Annotated in this window: 15 protein-coding genes and 1 pseudogene; 4 read left to right on the top strand and 12 right to left on the bottom strand. The window is 41.9% G+C overall.

All coding sequences use genetic code 11. From position 1 onward, the window contains the following. Positions 1–23 precede the first annotated feature (23 nt). Complete coding sequence (locus C2M25_RS02890; protein WP_105173967.1) at positions 24–2,393, top strand: EAL domain-containing protein; 2,370 nt, start codon at positions 24–26, stop codon at positions 2,391–2,393. A gap of 43 nt (positions 2,394–2,436) precedes the next feature. Here the strand turns inward: C2M25_RS02890 and C2M25_RS02885 are convergent. After that, a pseudogene (locus C2M25_RS02885) lies at positions 2,437–4,715 on the bottom strand (acyl-CoA dehydrogenase). 168 nt (positions 4,716–4,883) lie between these two features. Here C2M25_RS02885 and C2M25_RS02880 point away from each other — a divergent pair. Further along, the gene (locus tag C2M25_RS02880; protein ID WP_063705935.1) at positions 4,884–6,734 is read left to right on the top strand and encodes a M2 family metallopeptidase; all 1,851 of its coding nucleotides are present in this window, start codon (positions 4,884–4,886) and stop codon (positions 6,732–6,734) included. Positions 6,735–6,791: 57 nt separating this feature from the next. On the opposite strand, the gene C2M25_RS02875 is transcribed toward C2M25_RS02880, so the two are convergent. The 11 genes from C2M25_RS02875 to C2M25_RS02825 all read right to left on the bottom strand — a co-directional run bounded on the left by C2M25_RS02875 (position 6,792) and on the right by C2M25_RS02825 (position 17,337). Beyond that, positions 6,792–7,580 carry a putative porin gene (locus C2M25_RS02875; RefSeq protein WP_062564210.1) on the bottom strand — a complete coding sequence of 263 codons (789 nt, stop codon included), beginning with the start codon at positions 7,578–7,580 and terminating at the stop codon, positions 6,792–6,794. 221 nt (positions 7,581–7,801) lie between these two features. Continuing rightward, positions 7,802–8,176 (bottom strand): PH domain-containing protein, encoded by a 375-nt coding sequence (locus C2M25_RS02870; protein WP_054551567.1) that lies wholly within the window; start codon positions 8,174–8,176, stop codon positions 7,802–7,804. A 2-nt stretch (positions 8,177–8,178) separates the two neighbouring features. Continuing rightward, a complete protein-coding gene (locus C2M25_RS02865; RefSeq protein WP_105173965.1) occupies positions 8,179–9,087 on the bottom strand; it encodes an ABC transporter ATP-binding protein in 909 nt (302 codons plus the stop codon). Further along, positions 9,084–9,902, bottom strand: a complete 819-nt coding sequence (locus C2M25_RS02860) for an ABC transporter permease (protein WP_105173964.1) — start codon at positions 9,900–9,902, stop codon at positions 9,084–9,086. Before C2M25_RS02860 ends, C2M25_RS02865 begins: the two co-directional genes overlap by 4 nt. A 114-nt stretch (positions 9,903–10,016) precedes the next feature. Next, positions 10,017–11,195, bottom strand: a complete 1,179-nt coding sequence (locus C2M25_RS02855; protein WP_063705941.1) for a cystathionine beta-lyase — start codon at positions 11,193–11,195, stop codon at positions 10,017–10,019. 19 nt (positions 11,196–11,214) lie between these two features. Then, the gene (gene nudC, locus C2M25_RS02850) at positions 11,215–12,132 is read right to left on the bottom strand and encodes an NAD(+) diphosphatase (protein WP_063705944.1); all 918 of its coding nucleotides are present in this window, start codon (positions 12,130–12,132) and stop codon (positions 11,215–11,217) included. A 114-nt stretch (positions 12,133–12,246) separates the two neighbouring features. Next, positions 12,247–13,041 carry a glucosamine-6-phosphate deaminase gene (nagB, locus tag C2M25_RS02845; protein ID WP_063705946.1) on the bottom strand — a complete coding sequence of 265 codons (795 nt, stop codon included), beginning with the start codon at positions 13,039–13,041 and terminating at the stop codon, positions 12,247–12,249. Positions 13,042–13,251: 210 nt separating this feature from the next. Continuing rightward, positions 13,252–14,382, bottom strand: coding sequence for a transmembrane glucosamine N-acetyltransferase NagX (gene nagX, locus C2M25_RS02840; protein WP_105180357.1), 1,131 nt, complete (start codon positions 14,380–14,382; stop codon positions 13,252–13,254). A gap of 63 nt (positions 14,383–14,445) precedes the next feature. Further along, positions 14,446–15,558, bottom strand: coding sequence for an N-acetylglucosamine-6-phosphate deacetylase (gene nagA, locus C2M25_RS02835; RefSeq protein WP_105180356.1), 1,113 nt, complete (start codon positions 15,556–15,558; stop codon positions 14,446–14,448). Continuing rightward, positions 15,558–16,472 (bottom strand): N-acetylglucosamine kinase, encoded by a 915-nt coding sequence (gene nagK, locus C2M25_RS02830; RefSeq protein WP_105180355.1) that lies wholly within the window; start codon positions 16,470–16,472, stop codon positions 15,558–15,560. The genes nagA and nagK overlap by 1 nt, the downstream gene beginning before the upstream one ends. 370 nt (positions 16,473–16,842) lie before the next feature. Then, positions 16,843–17,337: a LabA-like NYN domain-containing protein gene (locus C2M25_RS02825; RefSeq protein ID WP_105180354.1), complete on the bottom strand. Its 495-nt coding sequence runs from the start codon at positions 17,335–17,337 to the stop codon at positions 16,843–16,845. 155 nt (positions 17,338–17,492) lie between these two features. On the opposite strand from C2M25_RS02825, the gene C2M25_RS02820 reads away from it, so the two are divergent. Beyond that, positions 17,493–18,107 carry a hypothetical protein gene (locus C2M25_RS02820; RefSeq protein WP_199775142.1) on the top strand — a complete coding sequence of 205 codons (615 nt, stop codon included), beginning with the start codon at positions 17,493–17,495 and terminating at the stop codon, positions 18,105–18,107. Beyond that, complete coding sequence (locus tag C2M25_RS02815; protein WP_063705957.1) at positions 18,104–18,856, top strand: DUF3307 domain-containing protein; 753 nt, start codon at positions 18,104–18,106, stop codon at positions 18,854–18,856. Before C2M25_RS02820 ends, C2M25_RS02815 begins: the two co-directional genes overlap by 4 nt. The last annotated feature ends 23 nt before the right edge of the window (positions 18,857–18,879 follow it).

Below are 18,879 nucleotides of genomic sequence, written 5' to 3'. Positions count from 1 at the left end.
ACATTTCGGTTACCTTTTAATCTATGCCTAAGAGTTTAGACGCTGCTTTTGCACTTGAGGTCAAAACAGACCAACTACATATTATTAATCAGTTTTCATCATCTGTGATGCAATTAGACACTGTTGAAGAATTGTTAGAATATGTCACGTCTGAAGTGGTAAGCCGCTTAGGCTTCATAGAATGTGTCATTTACTTAGCAGATGATAAAACGCGTACCCTCAAAGAAATGGCGTCTATTGGCACAGCAAGCAGCCATGATACATATCATATTGACCGTACAGAAATCAGCTTTGATCAGGGTATTACGGGGTATGTCGCAAGCACTGGTAAGCCGTTAATGATTGGCGATGTCAGTCAAGATCCGCGTTATATCGCAGATTCTCGCCCTGCTCTTTCTGAGCTTTGCGTACCATTAGTTTACAAAGAAAAACTTCTGGGTGTCATTGACTGTGAGCACCCACAAAAACATTATTACAATGATGCGCATTTAGAGATTTTATCAACAGTGGCGCATCTATTAAGTGCCAAGATAAATCAAGTTCGCACCGTAGAAGACTTACAGCAAACCGTGATGCAGTTAAACGACGCGCAAAAACTTGAACGCTGCATGCTGCAAATTGCTAACTTAACCTATCAATCAAGCGAGCTAGATAGCTTCTTTGAGTCTTTACATGGCATTATTACCTCTTTGCTGAGGGCAGATAACTTCTTTATTGGCCTGTATGACAAGCAACTAGATGTGCTTGATTTAGTTTATATTATCGAAGAAGGCGTACGTTCTAACGCGCACAAGAAAATATCGAAAGAACAACTAAAAGACACCGCATCTTATTATTTATTAAACATCGACCAATCCTTACTTTTTACTAAAGAAGAGTTTCAACAGCACATTGATGCAGGTCATTTTAAAATGGTTGGTCGTCAGGCCGAGTCTTGGCTGGGTGTACCATTTAAAGTAAATGAGCGTATTAGTGGTGTTATCGCTGTACAAAGTTACAGTAAAAGCTATCACTATGACGAACATGACCGTGCCTTACTTACGTATGTCAGCCGCCAAATTAGCATGGCAATAGACCGTCAATTATCAAGACAAGAGCTTGAGCACCGTGCTCTTCACGACGAATTAACCGGTCTTGCCAATCGCTCGTTGTTAATTGAGCGTATTAAACATGCCATTCTGCGTCTGGCAAGAGCAGATAAACGTCACCAACATGCCCTGCTCTATCTAGACTTTGACCGCTTTAAAAGTATCAATGATTCATTAGGTCATGAGGTTGGCGACCACTTTTTAGTAAAAATCTGTGAGTTGATCTTAGGTACCATTCGCAATACCGATACCTTTGCCCGTTTGGGGGGCGATGAATTTGCCATATTTATGGAAAACATCACCGATAAACAACAAATTAATGATGCCCTTGAACGCATTCAACAGGTTCTCGCTGAGCCCCTCGATATTGATGGTCATTTATTGCAAGCATCAACAAGTATTGGTGTTGCGTTTTGTGAAAGCAGTCGCGATCAAGCTTATAAGCTATTGCAACATGCCGATGCTGCAATGTACGAGGCAAAGTCGTCAGGTCGAGGCAAGGTTAAGTTTTTCAACAATACAATGCGTAAAAAACTTAAAAATCATGCAGATATAGAAAATGATTTACAGCATGGTATTGAGCATAACGATTTTGAACTTTACTACCAGCCAATTTTTACCATTCAAGATGCACAGGTTGTTGGTTTTGAGGCGCTTGTGCGCTGGCATCACCCAAGTAAAGGCTTTGTCTCACCAAATGATTTTATTCCCGTTGCTGAAGACACAGGCCAGATTATTAATCTAGATTTACATTTGCTTGAGCTTGCTGCAAAGCAAATCGAAAAGTGGACGAGTGAAGGTAAAGCATTTGGCAGAATTACCGTGAATGTATCATCACGTCATTTTGCAAGCCTCGACTTTGTGGCACAAATTCATGCTTTGTACTCTAAATACAAGCTTCCTTTGGGCTCGCTGTGCTTAGAAATTACCGAGTCAGGACTAATTGGTAATTTAGAGCTCGCTACAAAAATCATAAAAGGCCTTGAGCCTCTTGAAGTAAAACTATGTTTAGATGATTTTGGTACTGGGTACTCAGCGCTTGGTTATTTACACCAATTACCTATCCATATTTTAAAAATCGATAAAAGCTTTATCGATCATTTAAATAAAGCACATAACCCCTTGGTTGATGCCATTTTATCGTTAGCCCAATCGTTAAAGCTCGATGTTGTTGCAGAAGGGATTGAAACAGAAAAACAATTAGCAATCTTAAAGCAAACTCAATGTAAGTTTGGTCAAGGCTTCTTAAAAGCGAAACCTATGCCAGCCAGCGAAGCAGAAAAAATCATCACTCAAGGCCTATAAAAAAGCCTTGCAAATGCAAGGCTTTATTTATTCTAACAAGAGTTTACAGCTCGCCGGGTGCGAAGTTATCAACGGCTATTGCTTGTTTACGTAGCTCATTGGCTTGATTCATACGCTCTGCAACGGTTTCGTTAATCAAGTTTTTCTCTTTCGCTGCAGCAATTGCGCCCTCAAGCTCAAGGTTTTTCGCAATAGTGCCTTCTTTTTGCCATTTACGAAGCTGCTTAAAGTCTTCATGGGTATCAATCATGGCTAAAAAGGCATTTTCCATGACACCCGTGCCTGCATTTTCATCGACATAACAAAGATGGGTTAATCTGTCTCTAAAGACCCCTGGTTTGCTCATGTGCTCACACATTGTTTGAGCTAACTCATCGCTTGGACGGTGGTAATGATTACCTAGTGGGAAGACAATACGTTTGAGTAAAAAATTAACCACAGGATTAGCGAAGTTTTTAAAGAAGCCATCGAATGCCTGACCAATGCAGAATAACGAATGCTCTACTGCATATTGCACAAAAGGTAGGTCCGCTTGCTGGCGTCCTTCATCTTCATAACGTTTCAGTACACATGAAGCAAGATATAAGTGGCTAAGCACATCACCTAAACGAGCCGAAATCATCTCTTTACGTTTTAACTCACCACCTAACACTAACATCGCAACGTCAGTACAAAACGCTAAACCACGACTCATCCGGCTCAACTGTTTGTAGTAAACAGTGGTTGCGCCACATACAGGGGCTTTAGCGAAGTAACTGCGCGTTAAACCGTGAACAAATGCCATACCTGCATTACTACCTGCAAATAAAATATGTTGCAGCAGTAATGAGTCGAATTCTTTCAAGGCAACATCATGGTCTTCCATTGCAGCCGCTTCCATTTCTTTTAAAACAAACGGATGACAGCGAGTGGCACCTTGACCAAATATCATCAAGTTACGAGTCAGAATGTTTGCACCTTCAACGGTAATCGAAACTGGGATCCCCATATAACCATGAGCTAAATAGTTATTCGGCCCAACTTGAATACCTTTACCTGAATGAATATCCATAGCGTCGTTCATAACTGTACGACCCATTTCAGTCATATGGTACTTAGCTATGGCGGTAACCACAGACGGACTTAGTTTTAAATCAATCGCCCCTGCAGTCATTAACCGTGTCGCTTCTAAGGTGTAAGTTAAACCACCTATGCGAGCAAGCGCCTCTTGAACACCCTCAAATTGGCCAATCGACACACCAAATTGTTGGCGTACGGTTGCATAGGCAGATGTCATTCTTGAAGCCAAGTGCCAGTTGCTGTACTAAGCGCTGGTAACGAAATACCACGGCCAGCACTTAAACATTCAACTAACATACGCCAGCCTCGACCAGCGCCTTTTTCACCACCAATGATCCAATCAAGCGGAATAAACACATCTTTACCGTACGTTGTGCCATTCATAAATGCCATATTTAAAGGGTAATGACGCTCACCTGTTTGAACACCTTCATGGTCTGTCGGAATAAGCGCACATGTAATACCAAGCTCTTTTTTATCACCTAATAAACCCTCAGGATCGTACATCTTAAATGCAAGACCCAGCACGGTGGCAATGGGTGCAAGGGTGATATAACGTTTTGACCAGTTAAGTTTTAAACCAATCACTTCTTCACCGTCATGCATGCCTTTACACACAACGCCTGTATCAGGAATACTGCCTGCATCCGAACCCGCCTCAGGGCCCGTCAATGCAAAACAAGGTACATCATCACCTTTAGCTAAGCTTGGCAACCAACGCTCTTGTTGCTCTTTAGTTCCATAATGAAGGAGTAATTCGCCTGGACCTAAGCTATTCGGTACCATTACGGTAACCGCAGCGGTTAAACTCTTAGTGGCAATTTTCGATACGATGGTTGAATTTGCAATCGCCGAAAACTCGCGACCACCAAACTTTTCAGGAATGATTAACGCAAAGAACCCTTCTTTTTTTAGGTAGTCCCACACTTCTTTTGGTAGGTCTTTATCTTTTTGTACGATTTGATAATCATCAAGCATGGCTAACAAGGTTTCGACTTGCTCGCCCATAAATGCGCGTTCTTTTTCGCTTAATTCAGGTTTAGGAAAACGATGCAGTTTTTGCCAATCTGGGTTACCACTGAATAGTTCACCATCCCACCAAACATCACCCGCTTCCATAGCTTCACGTTCTGTTTGCGATAACGGCGGCAAAACTTTTTTAAACATACTAAACGTAGGTCGTGTGACAAGATTGATGCGAATGTCTTTCACAGCAAAAATTACAATCACAGCAACCAGTAACAGAATGATTACGGTCGTCATTGTGCAATCCTTTTATTTTAATTAACTGGTTCAAGTATGACTGATCGTGCCATAAATACAACGTAAGCGGCTCTTACCTAGGTTGTTTTTACCGATGCAGTTTGTTGTTTACTAAGACACTGCTATTATGCATGGGCAATAAATAACAATAAACTTCTAGGGAACGTTATGAAAAAGACTCCATTTAAGCTCAGCATGAGCGCACTTATGGTCGCAAGTGCACTAGCACTTACTGGCTGTAATGATGACGCTGCAAGCACTAAAACAACGACTGCTGAAGTCAAAACAAGCCAAGTAACAGCACAAGATGCCACTAAATTTATCGCCGATACTGAAAAAGAATTAAGCGCGCTTTATTTAGAAGCAAGCCGTGCTGAATGGATTTATGCCAACTTCATCACCCATGATACTGCTGAACTATCTGCTGAAGTAAATCGCAAGATGACTGAAGCTGTTGTTCGCCTTGCTAATGAAGCTGCAAAATTCGATAGTTTAGAGCTTGATTACGATGCGCGTCGTAAACTCGATAAACTTAAACTAGCGCTCACCTTACCTGCGCCACAAGATGCTGAAAAAACAGCTAAGCTTTCACAGCTAGTGGCTGAGCTAGGGGGTATTTATGGTAAAGGTAAATACTGTAAAGAAGATGGTAGCTGTTTAAGCCTTGGCGAGATGACTGCGAAAATGGCAACGAGCCGTGATTACAATGAATTGCTTGATTTATGGCAAGGCTGGCGTCAAGTTTCAAAGCCTATGCGCCCGCTTTATGAGCAACAAGTTGCACTCACCAATGAAGGTGCAAAAGAGCTAGGTTATGCAGATACAGGTGCTATGTGGCGTAGTAAATACGACATGCCAGCCGATGATTTTGCGAAAGAACTTGACCGCATTTGGGGCCAAGTTAAACCACTTTATGATTCATTACATTGTCATGTTCGTGCCAAGCTAGGTGAAAAATATGGCGAAGATAAAGTACCACAAGACCAACCTATCCCTGCACACTTACTAGGCAATATGTGGGCACAAACGTGGGGTAACATCTACGATGTTGTTGCACCAGAAAATGCCGATCCTGGTTATGACGTAACTGAACTATTAGCTGAGCACGATTACGACGAACTTAAAATGGTACGTGGTGCCGAGAAGTTCTTTACATCAATGGGCTTTGCACCACTACCAGATACCTTCTATGAGCGCTCACTTTTCACTAAACCACAAGACCGTGATGTGCAGTGTCATGCATCAGCATGGGATATCGATAGCAAAGATGACCTACGCATTAAAATGTGTATTCAACGTACAGGTGAAGAGTTCTCTGTTATTCACCACGAGCTAGGCCATAACTTCTATCAACGCGCATATAAAGATCAGCCTGTTTACTACCAAGAAAGTGCGAACGATGGTTTCCACGAAGCAATTGGTGACACCATTGCGCTTTCTGTTACACCGGGTTATTTAAAAGAAATTGGTTTATTAGACGAGGTGCCTGATGAGTCAAAAGATATTGGCCTGTTAATGAAAATGGCTTTAGACAAAGTAGCATTTATTCCATTTGGTTTATTGGTAGACCAATGGCGCTGGAAAGTTTTCTCAGGTGAAGTAACGCCAGAGAACTACAACAAAGCGTGGTGGGAATTACGTGAAAAATATCAAGGTGTCCAAGCGCCTATCGCACGTAGCGAAGCAGACTTCGATCCAGGTGCCAAGTATCACGTACCAGGTAACACGCCTTACACACGTTATTTCTTAGCGCACATTTTACAATTCGACTTCCACAGAAGTTTATGTGAAATTGCTGGTAACAAAGAAGCGATTCATCGTTGTTCAGTTTACAACTCTGCTGAGGCGGGTGAAAAACTAAATGCAATGTTAGAGATGGGTTCAAGTCGCCCATGGCAAGAAGCTCTTGCGACGATCACTGGTAAAGAAGAAATGGATGCAACAGCAATCTTAGATTACTTTGCACCGTTACAAAAATACCTTGATGAGCAAAATAAAGACCGCCAGTGCGGTTGGTAATTATAAAAACGAAAAAGCCCGCATTATGCGGGCTTTTTTATATCATCAAATTAATGATTAAAACTGTAAGCTTACGTTTGCAAAGTATGCATCGTAATCTGAGTCATCCCAGTTGTTTGCATAACCAGCTTTTAAGCCTACGTTTTTGTTAAAGAAGTGCTGTGCACCAAAGCTGTAGTCATCTTCTTTATTAAACGTTACAAATGCTGACGTTGCTTTAGAGAAGTAGTAGTTAGAACCTAGTTCCCAAGAGCTACCGCTATCGTCTGTATCTGAGATTGTACCTTCAATTGTTAGGTAGTTACCTTGTTGAAGATCCATGAAGTATTTTGCATTTACTGCACGGTAATCAAACTCATCGTCAGCTGTGAATGTGAAACCTAAGTAATCAGTGCTGTTAAGCTGGTGATTGTATTTAAGGTCGAACATTACAGTGTTGTCACCGTCTTCTACGTCGATAAATGTTGCTTTAAGAAGAAGGTTAGGATTAAAGAAGTAACCTGCAGATACATTGAATAAATCAGTATCTGAACCGTAATCGTAGTTGCTATAACCCGCACCAAATACAAAATCTTGTACGAAGTATTCACCACCGATGTTAGTTACATCACCAAAGTCATCATCTGCGTACGAACCAAACACGTTGGTTGTTCTGTTGATGTATTCAAACTGGTCGTAAGGACCCATTGTTTTCTTTGGTGCGAAGTAATACGTTGAATCAACGCTTACAGTGTCGTTGCCATCGGTGTCCATGTACCCTAAATGGCTAATTGATTGGTAACTATCCGCAGCAGTCGCGGCAGTTGACAGAAGCATACTCGAAATAATAACTGCTAACTTTTTCATAAACAGATTTCCCTATTAACATTGTTTCATTGCTGTTGAAAACTAGCCTGATGGCTAAGTTGGGCACATGCTAACGTGAGAAAACTGAATGGATACTTAACTAAGCAGTTGTTTTTACTCGATTAATTGTAATAAAGTGTCGGCAAATGTAAAGAAAAAGTTGGCCGAAACTTACGTCTCCAAGCCAACTTTTAGTGAAAAAAGTAAAGTCTCTCAGTACCTTATAAAGCGAATTGGCTTATAATTCTATAAACCTCATTAATGTTATCTCCTGCTTTAAAGTCTTTGCTGATTGGCGTTGGATCTGAACCAACCCAAATTTTTAGTTCAGCATCAAGGTCAAAATGCCCGGCACTTTCTTTACTAAACTTGGTGATTTTTGAGTAAGCAATGCTCAGCATTTCAACTTTAGATCCAGTAACACCTTGTTTATCAATAATAATTAATCTTTTATTGGTAAAGATGAACATATCTCGAATGACTTTATAGGCTTTTTGTACTGTTTCACCATCGATCAGTGTATTGGCAAGTAGTTCTTCTAAATCATCATTATCGACTTCACTTGCGTTACCCATTAATCCGCTTAATAAACCCATAATTAGCTCTCCTTATGAAAAATTTGATTTTCGAGTGTGTGACCATTCACTAGTTGACGATACTGCCAACCTTGTTGATAACAAAAGTGTAGAAGATTGATATCAAAAGGCTCAGCGGTTTTCTCAAACTCGATCACATATTCTTTTGCTTGGCTCATATAAACATGATGTACATGGGCAAGGCTTGCAAGCTTTGCTTCGACATCATCATAGTTTTGATTTAACTGCAGCGTAATAAAGTGTTTATTATCTTGCGTGCTAGAACGGGCTTGATGCTCACTTAACACCCCTTTATCGAGGTGTAAAACCCCAGAGCATAAACGCTCAAGCTCAGTTAAGTCATGGGAGCTTAAAATAAATGTTGCTTCGTTACTTAAAGAACTTACCAGCTCTCTCACCTCACGAGCATGAATTGGATCAAGGCCTGCAGTTGCTTCATCAAGCATCACTATTTTAGGTGAACCAATTAATGCCTGTGCAATCGTCACTCGCTTACGCATACCATGAGAAAGGTCATCCGGTCGCTGCTTAGCCACTTCTGACAAACCAACGAGCTCTAAAACACGAGCCGTTTCTTTTTTACGAACCGCACCACTGAGCCCTTGTAATTGACCATAAAAGTTAAGTTGATGCGCAATACTAAAACGAGGATCAAGCTGGGCATCTTGTGGTAACGCGGTTAGCTTACCAAATAACGCCGCACTGCCTGGGCTATGCCCCATGACCGATAATTTTCCTGAACTTGGTAAAATATAACCACATAACAAACTGAATAACGTTGTTTTACCCGCCCCATTTGGGCCAACTAGCGCTACCGGCGCTCCTTTCTTTATTTCAAAGCTAACGTTATCGAGCGCTCGTTTAGCCCCGTAGTTTTTTGACAAGCCTTGTGCTTGAATTAAAACGGTCATAATGAGCTCCTTGCAAAAATTCGTTCACCAGCAAGCAGTAACACTGCCGTTTGTAAAAGTGGTAAACCAAGAGCCAGTGTGATGCCGGCACGTTGACCTGCCATTAAATCAAGTTGATAGCCGGGAAATATGTAATTTAAAACCTCAAATGCAGGCCATTGCCACGTCAGTAAGCCAATCACAATATTACCGCCAGCAAAGAACAAAATAGCCAATACAAAAGCAAGACGCGATGAACGGGCAAACGTGTTCAAAAAGCTCATCAAGGCAATAAATGGCATAACCGCAACAAGCAAATAAAATAACAACATAAAGCTTCGCGATAAGCCAGAAAGCAACAAACTTGGCTCACGATAGCCAAGCATTGCAACCGTTGCCATCAAGGTAACAAATAACAATGCCGCTAAAATGAGTAGCTGCCCTAAAAAGCGGCCAATAATAATTTCTGAACGAGTCGCTCTAAGTGATAAAAAGCGCAACGTACCTCGTTGTCTGTCGCCCACTGTTTGGTCACTACATAAAAACAAACAAAAACTTGGAAAACTAAATAAAGCAATCAACCAATAAACGGCCAGTTCAGATTCAGGCCAATCAAGTAATTTACTGATGCCAATGGCGCCAAATGCTTGCCTAGCAAAATCGGCAAAATCAGGTGAGCTAATCAAGGTCACAGATTGGGCAATGGGGTAGCGTAAAATAAGTAGCCAACAAATGGCAAAAGCGGCAACCGCCAACAAACCACGTTTGGTTAGAAATAGTCGTACCAGCTCAAATTGGGCAATTTGTGCAAGTCGTTTAGGATGTAACTGCGTCACTCATAATCCTTAATGAATTTTATTATTAGAATTACACTAAGTTGAAACAGCTTGAATTACCAGAAAAAAAAGACCCGACAAGCGGGTCTTATGTAACAAAGTATAAACTTTAACCTAGAGGTGGCTTTCGTACACTGCAAGCGCTTGGTCAAGGTCAGCTAGTAAATCAGCCACATCTTCAAGACCAATATGAAGTCTTATTACTGGACCTTGCGACCAACCTGTTTCAGAGCGCAGCCCTTTCATGCTGAGGTTTGCCGTGACTAAGCTCTCATAACCGCCCCAAGAAAAGCCCATTTTAAAATGGTGTAGGCTATCTAAAAACGCATCAATCGCTTGTTGATTACCTTGCTTCATTACAAATGAAAATAAGCCGTTACTGCCATCAAAATCTCGTTTAAAGAACTCATGACCCGGGCACGTTGCAAAAGCCGGATGGCGAATATGATCAACCAATGGGTGTGTTTCAAGCCATTTAGCCACTTCGATAGCGGCTTGTTCATGCTGTTTTAAACGCACAGCCATAGTACGCAGACCACGTAGCGCTAAATAGGCATCATCCGCAGAGGTACATTGACCAAGTAGGTATGAATTTTCGCGAAGGGTTGGCCAATACTTTTTATTGGCAACCGCCACACCCATCATCACATCAGAGTGACCCACGATGTATTTTGTTGCAGCTTGAATACTAATATCAACGCCATGCTCAAGCGGTCTAAAATGCAGACCATTACCCCAGGTGTTATCTAGCATGGTCATTACACCGCGCTCATTAGCCTTAGCAACCATGGCTGGCACATCTTGCACTTCCATAGTGATTGAACCTGGTGATTCTAAAAACAATACGCGGGTGTTATCTTTGATAAGCTCACTAATTCCTGCGCCAATTCCCGGCGGGTAATAGGTTGTTTCAATGCCTAATCCAGCCAGTATTTTGTCACAAAAATCACGGGTCGGCTCGTAAGCAGTATCCACCATTAAAATATGATCACCCGTTTTCACAAACGAGAGTAGCGCATTGCTTATTGCAGCCGCCCCTGATGGATATAGCGCACAGCCTTCGCCGCCTTCAAGTTCAGTAATCGCTTCTTGCAGAGCAAAATGTGTGGTCGTACCGCGACGGCCATAAAATAACGTTTTGTCACCTCGCTTCTTAGCCGCTTCTTTTAAATCAGCCACCGAGTCGAATACCACTGTTGATGCGCGTTGCACCACAGGGTTCACAACTCCTTGTGTATATGCTTTTTTACGCCCTGCAGAGACGATTTGGGTATTTTTATTTGTCTTTGTCATAATTTGTCCAAGCTGTGCTTTACAGGTTGCGCCAGTGCTCAACCAAAAATCGAGAAATAGAATCTTGTCGGGTTAGTTTAAGATGACTGCCCTGCTCATGCCATTGGCCAAATTCATTAAGTTCAGCACGGCTAAACCATCTTGCATCGTCTAACTCGTCTTTATCTACTTGAATATCTTCTGAAACTGCTGTGGCCATAAAGCCAAACATAATTGATGATGGAAATGGCCAAGGCTGTGAAGCGATATATTGAATATCTGTCACCGCAACACCAGCTTCTTCCATAACTTCGCGGGCAACGGCCTGCTCTAGTGTTTCACCTGGGTCAACAAAACCAGCAAGAGTTGAAAAAACACCGTCAGGCCAGCTTGCTTGACGGCCTAGCAAGCAGCGCTCAACCCCATCTGAAAAGGTTTTAGTCACGATCATTATCACGGCAGGATCGGTTCGCGGAAAAGTTTGATGCTGGCAAGTTTGGTTCTCACATAAACGTGAATGCCCTGCTTCAACCATGTTATTTTCATGACCACAACGACCACAAAAACGGTGCGTTGCGTGCCAAAAACACAAGCCCCTTGCCAGTGCGGCAATCGAGCCTTGTTTTAGCTCAACTAGTGGGCCTAACTTGCGAATATCAACAAATTCAGCGCCATTAAGCATAGGCTCAATGAGTGAGTCTGGAACATGGCTGACATCTAAAGCAAAATGAGCCACATCATCGTCGTCTAAACCCAATAAAATGCCTTTTGATAAATCGAGATGATCCACTTGAGATAAGCGTAAATAACACACTTCAGGACTGTCTTTAACAAATAAACTTTGATTGTTATTGACCAATAACCAGCGACTCTGAGAATTCATTTGAGCCTTTAACCACTTTGGATCTTTACGGCGATTTGATGCACGATCCAATGGCATTTGAGAGTAATTCAGCATGGCATTCCTTGAAAATAGTTTACTCGCTAAAACTACCATAAGCAGATGATAAACCCAATTTATTACAGGCATAAAAAAAGCCCAAACTGGGCTTTTTTATTCTCTCTCACAATTTTACAAGGTCGCTAGGTGCGCTTGTAGTTTTTGGTTCTCAGCTTCAATATGCTGATAGAACTCTAAATCTTCTAATTTACTTGCGGCAGCTTTATCAATGATGATCACCGCATCTTTATGAAGTTGCAATGCTGAAGCTGGGCATTTAGCCATTAACGGGCCTTCTACCATGGCGTGAACGGCATCCGCTTTACTTGCACCCGTAGCTAAAAGCACTACTTTCTTGGCTTCTAAAATAGTACCAATACCCATAGTGATTGATAAATGCGGTTGATATTCGCCTTCTGCAAAAAATCTCGCATTGTCTTCAATCGTCGCTTTCGTCAGTGTTTTTACACGGGTGCGTGATGTCAAACCTGATGAAGGTTCGTTAAAACCGATGTGACCATTACGGCCAATACCAAGTAGTTGTACGTCAACACCACCAGCGGCTGTGATTTTTTGCTCATATTCAGTACAAGCAACAAGCGGATTTACTGCATCACCCGGCGGTACATGGGTGTTTTGTTTGTCGATATCAACATGGTTAAACAGCTGCTCATTCATAAAGTAACGGTAACTTTGTGGATGCTCGCCAGTTAAACCTAAGTATTCGTCTAAGTTAAATGTTGTCGCTTGGCTAAACGAAATATCGCCAGCTTTATTTTTTTCGATCAGTTGTTGGTACAAAGCAACAGGTGTTGAACCTGTGGCAAGACCAAGAACCGAGGCTGGTTTTTTTAGTAATTGTTTCGCAAAGATGTTGGCACCATACGCTGCAACTTGGGCTGCATCATCAAGAATCACTATTTGCATATCGATTAGCTCTAATTATAAGTTGGAAAAAAATGGGACCTAAAACCCAACCCCACGTGCAATCGAGCTGGGTTTTAGATCAAACCACTGCCAGGATACGATGCAGTAGCTATAACCATTATGACAACGCTGTCATTATCACTTCTAGTTTTATCTTTGTAAAGTAAAAGTGAATAAAAAATTACTCTTTCTGTTAGTGTTTAATAATTATCAAACACTAACAAAGAGCTTACGGCGATACATCCAATGTAATACCAGCATTTGTACTGCTAATAACGCAATGACCGCCATCAGGGGTTGCCACGCCTCTGGCACAGCTCGAATCACCCCACCAAATACGCTTTGGCTGACATAGCCCCAATTCACAAGACTTGACGCTAAATAAATAATAATCGAGTTTGCACCTATGATCACAAATGGATACGCAGCGCGTTGCCCCGGTAAAATATCAACCAGTGCATAAAAAACGGCGAGCAATATGGCACTCCAGCCAACGGTTACAAGCACAAATGAGCTGGTCCAAAGTTCTTTATTTACTGGGAACTGTAAATCCCATAACCAGCCTAAGCATACACTTACCACACCTGCGGCGAACAATAAGGCGGTCATTTTCCACTCGCCAATTTGCTGAGCTCGAGCCACTAATTGACCTGCAAACACACCCATTAATGCATTGACTATCGCAGGGATATTCGACAACACACCTTCTGGGTCTACTACACGGTTTTGATAACTAATACCCGGCAGTAAGTGTGCATCAAACCATGCATTCCAACTCCCTGCTGCTGAAAGGTCACCAGCACTGCCACCCGGCACTGGAACAAAACAAAGTAGTAACCAATAACCCACTAAAATAGCCGCAGCGGTAATAATTTGTGTTCGTAAACTAGTATGCCAAACCAACATTGCACAGAAGAACCAGGCAATAGCGATGCGGCCAAGCACACTGGCATAACGAATTTCATCCAACGCCATTGGCATCCCTGTGCCCCAGCCGTGGTTATACAAAATACCTAATAAACACAATAGTAAAAGACGTTTACCCGCCTTGCGGTAATACACTTTGCGCTCATCAAACGGTAAATGGTCAATGCGTTTTGGGGCTAGCCCCATCGCCACACCCGATAAAAATATAAACAATGGGAAAATCAGATCGTAAAATGTGAAGCCATGCCAAACGCTGTGCACGGTGTGTGCTTCAAAAACTTTCCAGCCAGTCCAGCCAGTTAAAACGAAGAGCGCTGCGAATAGTGACTGTCCGCCTAATATCCAAAACATATCCATGCCGCGCAGTGCATCCAGCGATGCCAAACGTTTTCTTGTTGGTTGTGTTGTTGTCATTGTATTACCTTAAATAGAAAAAGCCCCGCGATACAACGGCGGGGTTTTTACCAGGGAAGCTTGTTATAGCGCTTTTCCAGCAATAAAGGTGGCTTGTACATTTTGCTGTGCGTCTAACACCACAAAGTCAGCGTCAAACCCGCTCAGTAAGCGACCTTTTTTATGTAAACCTAAATATTGTGCAGGATAAAGTGATGCCATACGTAAGCTCTCAGCAAGGCTAACATCCAATGTGTTCACTGTGTTGCGCACCGCACTTGCCATATCAAGTACGCTGCCTGCTAATTCACCGGTCGTTGAATTTAATCGATCGCCAGTACGAATAACTTTACGACCATCAAAGAAATCAAACTCCATGTTATCAGTCCCCACAGGTGGCATTGCATCTGTGACTAACATAATTTTTCCGCGCTGTTTGGTGCGAATTGCTAATTTTGCTGATGATGGGTGTACATGGTGACCATCAACAATTAAGCCGCACCAACTGTTATCATCCCAAAGTGCAGCACCAACAACACCTGGCTCTCGTGATGTAAATGCTGACATGGCATTAAATAAGTGGGTAAAACCATCAGCCCCTGCAGCAAGTGCAGCATTGGTGGTCGCAAAGTCTGCATTGGTGTGGCCAATACACACTTTTACACCACTCTCCACTAAGCGTGCGATATCATCAGCACTGACATTTTCAGGTGCTAAGGTAACCATTTTAATGCCTAAGTCTTGGCGGGCGTAAATTGCAAATTCTTGCTCTGTAATAGGGCGAATAAATTGCTCGCTGTGGGTGCCTTTTTTCCCTAATGAAAGGTGCGGGCCTTCGAAGTGCACACCCATTATGCCCGGAACACCTTCAGCAATTGCTTGTGCAGTGGCATCGGCCGCTTTTGCCATGACTTCGACTTGGTCAGTGATCAGGGTTGGCATAATCGCAGTTGAACCAAATTGACCATGTGCTTTGGCTATTCTATCTAAGCAATCTGGCGTTTGTTCAGCGTTAAAAAACGCCCCGCCACCGCCATTCACTTGTACATCAATAAAACCGGGGGCCACTAAACCCGTTAATGCAACGGCATTAGCATCTGCTTCAACACGCTTAAACACACCATTATCGACGCTAAAATACACATCAGATAAAAATTCGTCACCGGTAAACAATGAACTTGCATGATAAATCGTCATTACAAACTTACCTCTTGGTTTTGTTCAAGCACAGATTGCTGAGCAAAATACACCGCGCCCATTTCTGGTGGTTGAATAGGAGATTCAACGCGTTTCGCAATATCTTCTGCAAGCCACTTATTTAATGGCTCGGCTAAACCGCCAATCATAGATAAACGTGGCGGGTTATTCTCTAATAAGCGCTGCGCTAATTTACTAACGTAATCAGCCCCTTCTTTCACAATGGAGATAGCAACTTTGTCATTATTATTGGCTGCTTCAAATACATAACGGGCTAATTTGGCAAAACTACTCGAAGGCTGACCAGACATTTGTTCAACAATTGCCATCGCATTGTCAGCTTCAAAATGCTCGGTGATCACGTTAGTTAGGTTTGTTGCTTCGCCTAGGCCATCAAGGTCTAACAAGGTCGCTTTTATTGCTTCAAGACCCATCCAGGCACCACTGCCTTTATCTCCTAGAGCAAAGCCATGACCGCCAAAGTTAGTTGTGCGACCATTTACACAAGAAAAACCACAAGAGCCAGTGCCTGTGATGATCACCGCACCATCACTCCCTTTATGGGCGCCGATACAGGCTGTGTGTAAGTCAGTGGTGAGGAACATTTGTTTGAATGGATGCTCCCATTCCATAATCTTGTCGTACAAACTTGGTAGGTTTACACCTGCTAAACCTAAGCCGGCATAAAGCTGATGAACGGTTTCAAGCGGTAAACCCGCATCACGAAGTGCTAATTGTGTTGAGACCATAATTGATTCGAGAGTACGTTCCAAACCATGTAATGGATTTGCAGGACCACCTAGGCCAGTTCCTAATACACCTTGTTTAACAGAGTAGATAGTTGCTCGACATTTCGTTCCGCCACCATCAATACCAATAAACAATTGGTCCTCATTCACACTCTTCGCCATCATTTAACGACCCCTAGCCTTCGTTTAGTTTTTGTCTAAATCGCATTATTTTTCTTATCAGAATGCGAAATCATCTCAACCTTTGTTGATTTAATGTTACACAACAAATGACAGCGTTGTCATTATATTTTTTATAAAAATTCGTATATCTTTCATATTTATTTTTAATTAATTGAATTAAAACGTTTTATTTAACAGACAAGAAAATTAGAAACCACATCAACAATGTCCTATTACACCTTTATTTATGCTTTTTTGCATAATTTAGTGCGTTGTGCGTGACTATTCCTTTATTTATCATAAAGTGTAGCTAATGTTAGCTTAGCTGAAATAATACTTTAGTTAAACATTTTATTTTTATAGGAATATTTTTTCACCTTGATAGTAGCAGTGAATCGTCAATACAATGAAATTCAGCGGCGGCTTGCTTTAAAATATCAGCGGTAAGCTGCTCTGCTCCATAGACATCACACGGTAGCTGATACTTATTCGCTAAGTGACCAAGTAATAAGGCAAAATCACCATCACCCGAAAGCAATACCATTTTATCGAGCTGCTTGGCATGCTCTAGCATATCAATGGTAATGCCAACATCCCAATCCCCTTTTGCACTGCCATCTTTGCGCTGAATAAAAGGTTTCAGTTTTACCTCAAAACCAATTGCGCGCAGAATATTTTGAAACTGCGATTGCTTTTCATCGCCACGATATATTGCATATGCAATGGCGCAATCAATTTGATAGCGTTCGCTCATTTGTGCCCAAAAGGCATTGTAGTCAAAGTTTTTCTTGTAGCTTTCTCTACAGGTGTAATAAATGTTTTGTACATCTACAAAAATACCGACTTTTGGCTTATCAACTGCTGACATAGTTTTCTGTTCTTTAGTGATTTGTGTTCACTGTAGCATATCTAGGTTGATATTTACGAAAAAGTAACCTAAATTGGTTACATAAAAAAAAGTAACCAAATTTGGTTACTTATCGCGATGTAACTAAATTAAGTTACTTAATCTAAGGGATCATAATGATTGCGGTGATCAGCGGTGATTTAATTAAATCACAAAAAATTCCACAACAAGAATACGACGCTATGCTTTATCAGCTTGATCAAAGCTTACGCTTTGTTGCCAAGCGTTTTAATGCAAGCTTTACCATTTACCGTGGCGATGCATTACAAGTACAGCTAACAGAGCCAGAACTGGTGTGTCATGCAGCAATCTTGTTGTATTTGCAAATGAAAGCAGCCAATTACGAACTGCGACAAAGCTTGGCCATTGGCTCACTCGACAACCCCCGCGCCGATATAAAAACAGCCACAGGCAGTGCTTATACCTTATCTGGTCGTGGTTTAGATAACATCGGCCAGCAACGCTTACTGTTAAATATTGAAAATAACGCCCTTGAAGAAGGCTTTGCGCTTAATATTGCGCTTGTCGAAGTCCTGCTTGAAAAAATGAGTCAAAAGCAGGCCAATGCCCTGTTTTATTATTTAACCGCCGAGAACAACAGCCATGCAGAGCTTGCTAAAGAGCTTAATACTAGCCGAGAGAATGTCACGAAGTTACTCAACCTGGCGCATTATCAACTTATCGAGCGCTTTATAAATTACAGCCAAACCACACTCAAAGGATTGTTATGACCAGTTTTGCTCTATTACTCACCGCATTAGTATTGGGCCACTTACTTGCAGACTTTTATTGGCAACCAATGAGCTGGGTACACGACAGAAACAACCGTCACTTTCGTGCCAGTAAACTCTATTTGCACGTATTAACACACGGCGTGACCTCTTTAGCTGTGCTCACACTATGGGAATACACTTATGGCTGGCAAGAGTTCTCTCGTGTATTGTTAGCAACGGTTGCGATTATGCTAAGCCACTATGTCATTGACTTGGCAAAGTCATATTCAAATAAAGGCGTGGTGCCGTTTTTACTCGACCAGTTGGCGCATCTTGTTGTGATTGTAATGCTAAGCATTTGGCTTAGTGATAAGAATGAATTTTATAGCTTAGCGTGGCAAAAGCTGATTGCCCTCGATACTTTGTTTGTTATTGCAGCTTATTTATTGGTGCTTAACCCAAGCTCTGTGTTTATTCGCATGATGCTAGAGAAAATCAATATTCAGATAAACAATGAAGGCAGCATTCCTGCCGCGGGGCATTTTATTGGCTTGCTCGAGCGAGTGTTAATGTTGAGCTTTATCTTGTTAGGTGAATACGGCGGCGTGGGCTTTCTACTGGCGGCCAAATCTATCTTTCGATTCGGTGATTTAAAAGAAAGTAGCGAAAAACAACTTACTGAGTATGTCATGCTGGGCACTTTGTTAAGTGTCACCGTGACACTCTTTATTGGTGTCGCCACCTTATATTGCATTAAACTCATTTAAAACAAAAAACGCGCAATTGCGCG

The sequence above is a fragment of the Pseudoalteromonas sp. T1lg21 genome (assembly GCF_002964625.1).
Taxonomy (GTDB): domain Bacteria; phylum Pseudomonadota; class Gammaproteobacteria; order Enterobacterales; family Alteromonadaceae; genus Pseudoalteromonas; species Pseudoalteromonas gelatinilytica.
This window is presented reverse-complemented; position numbering and strand designations above follow the sequence as displayed.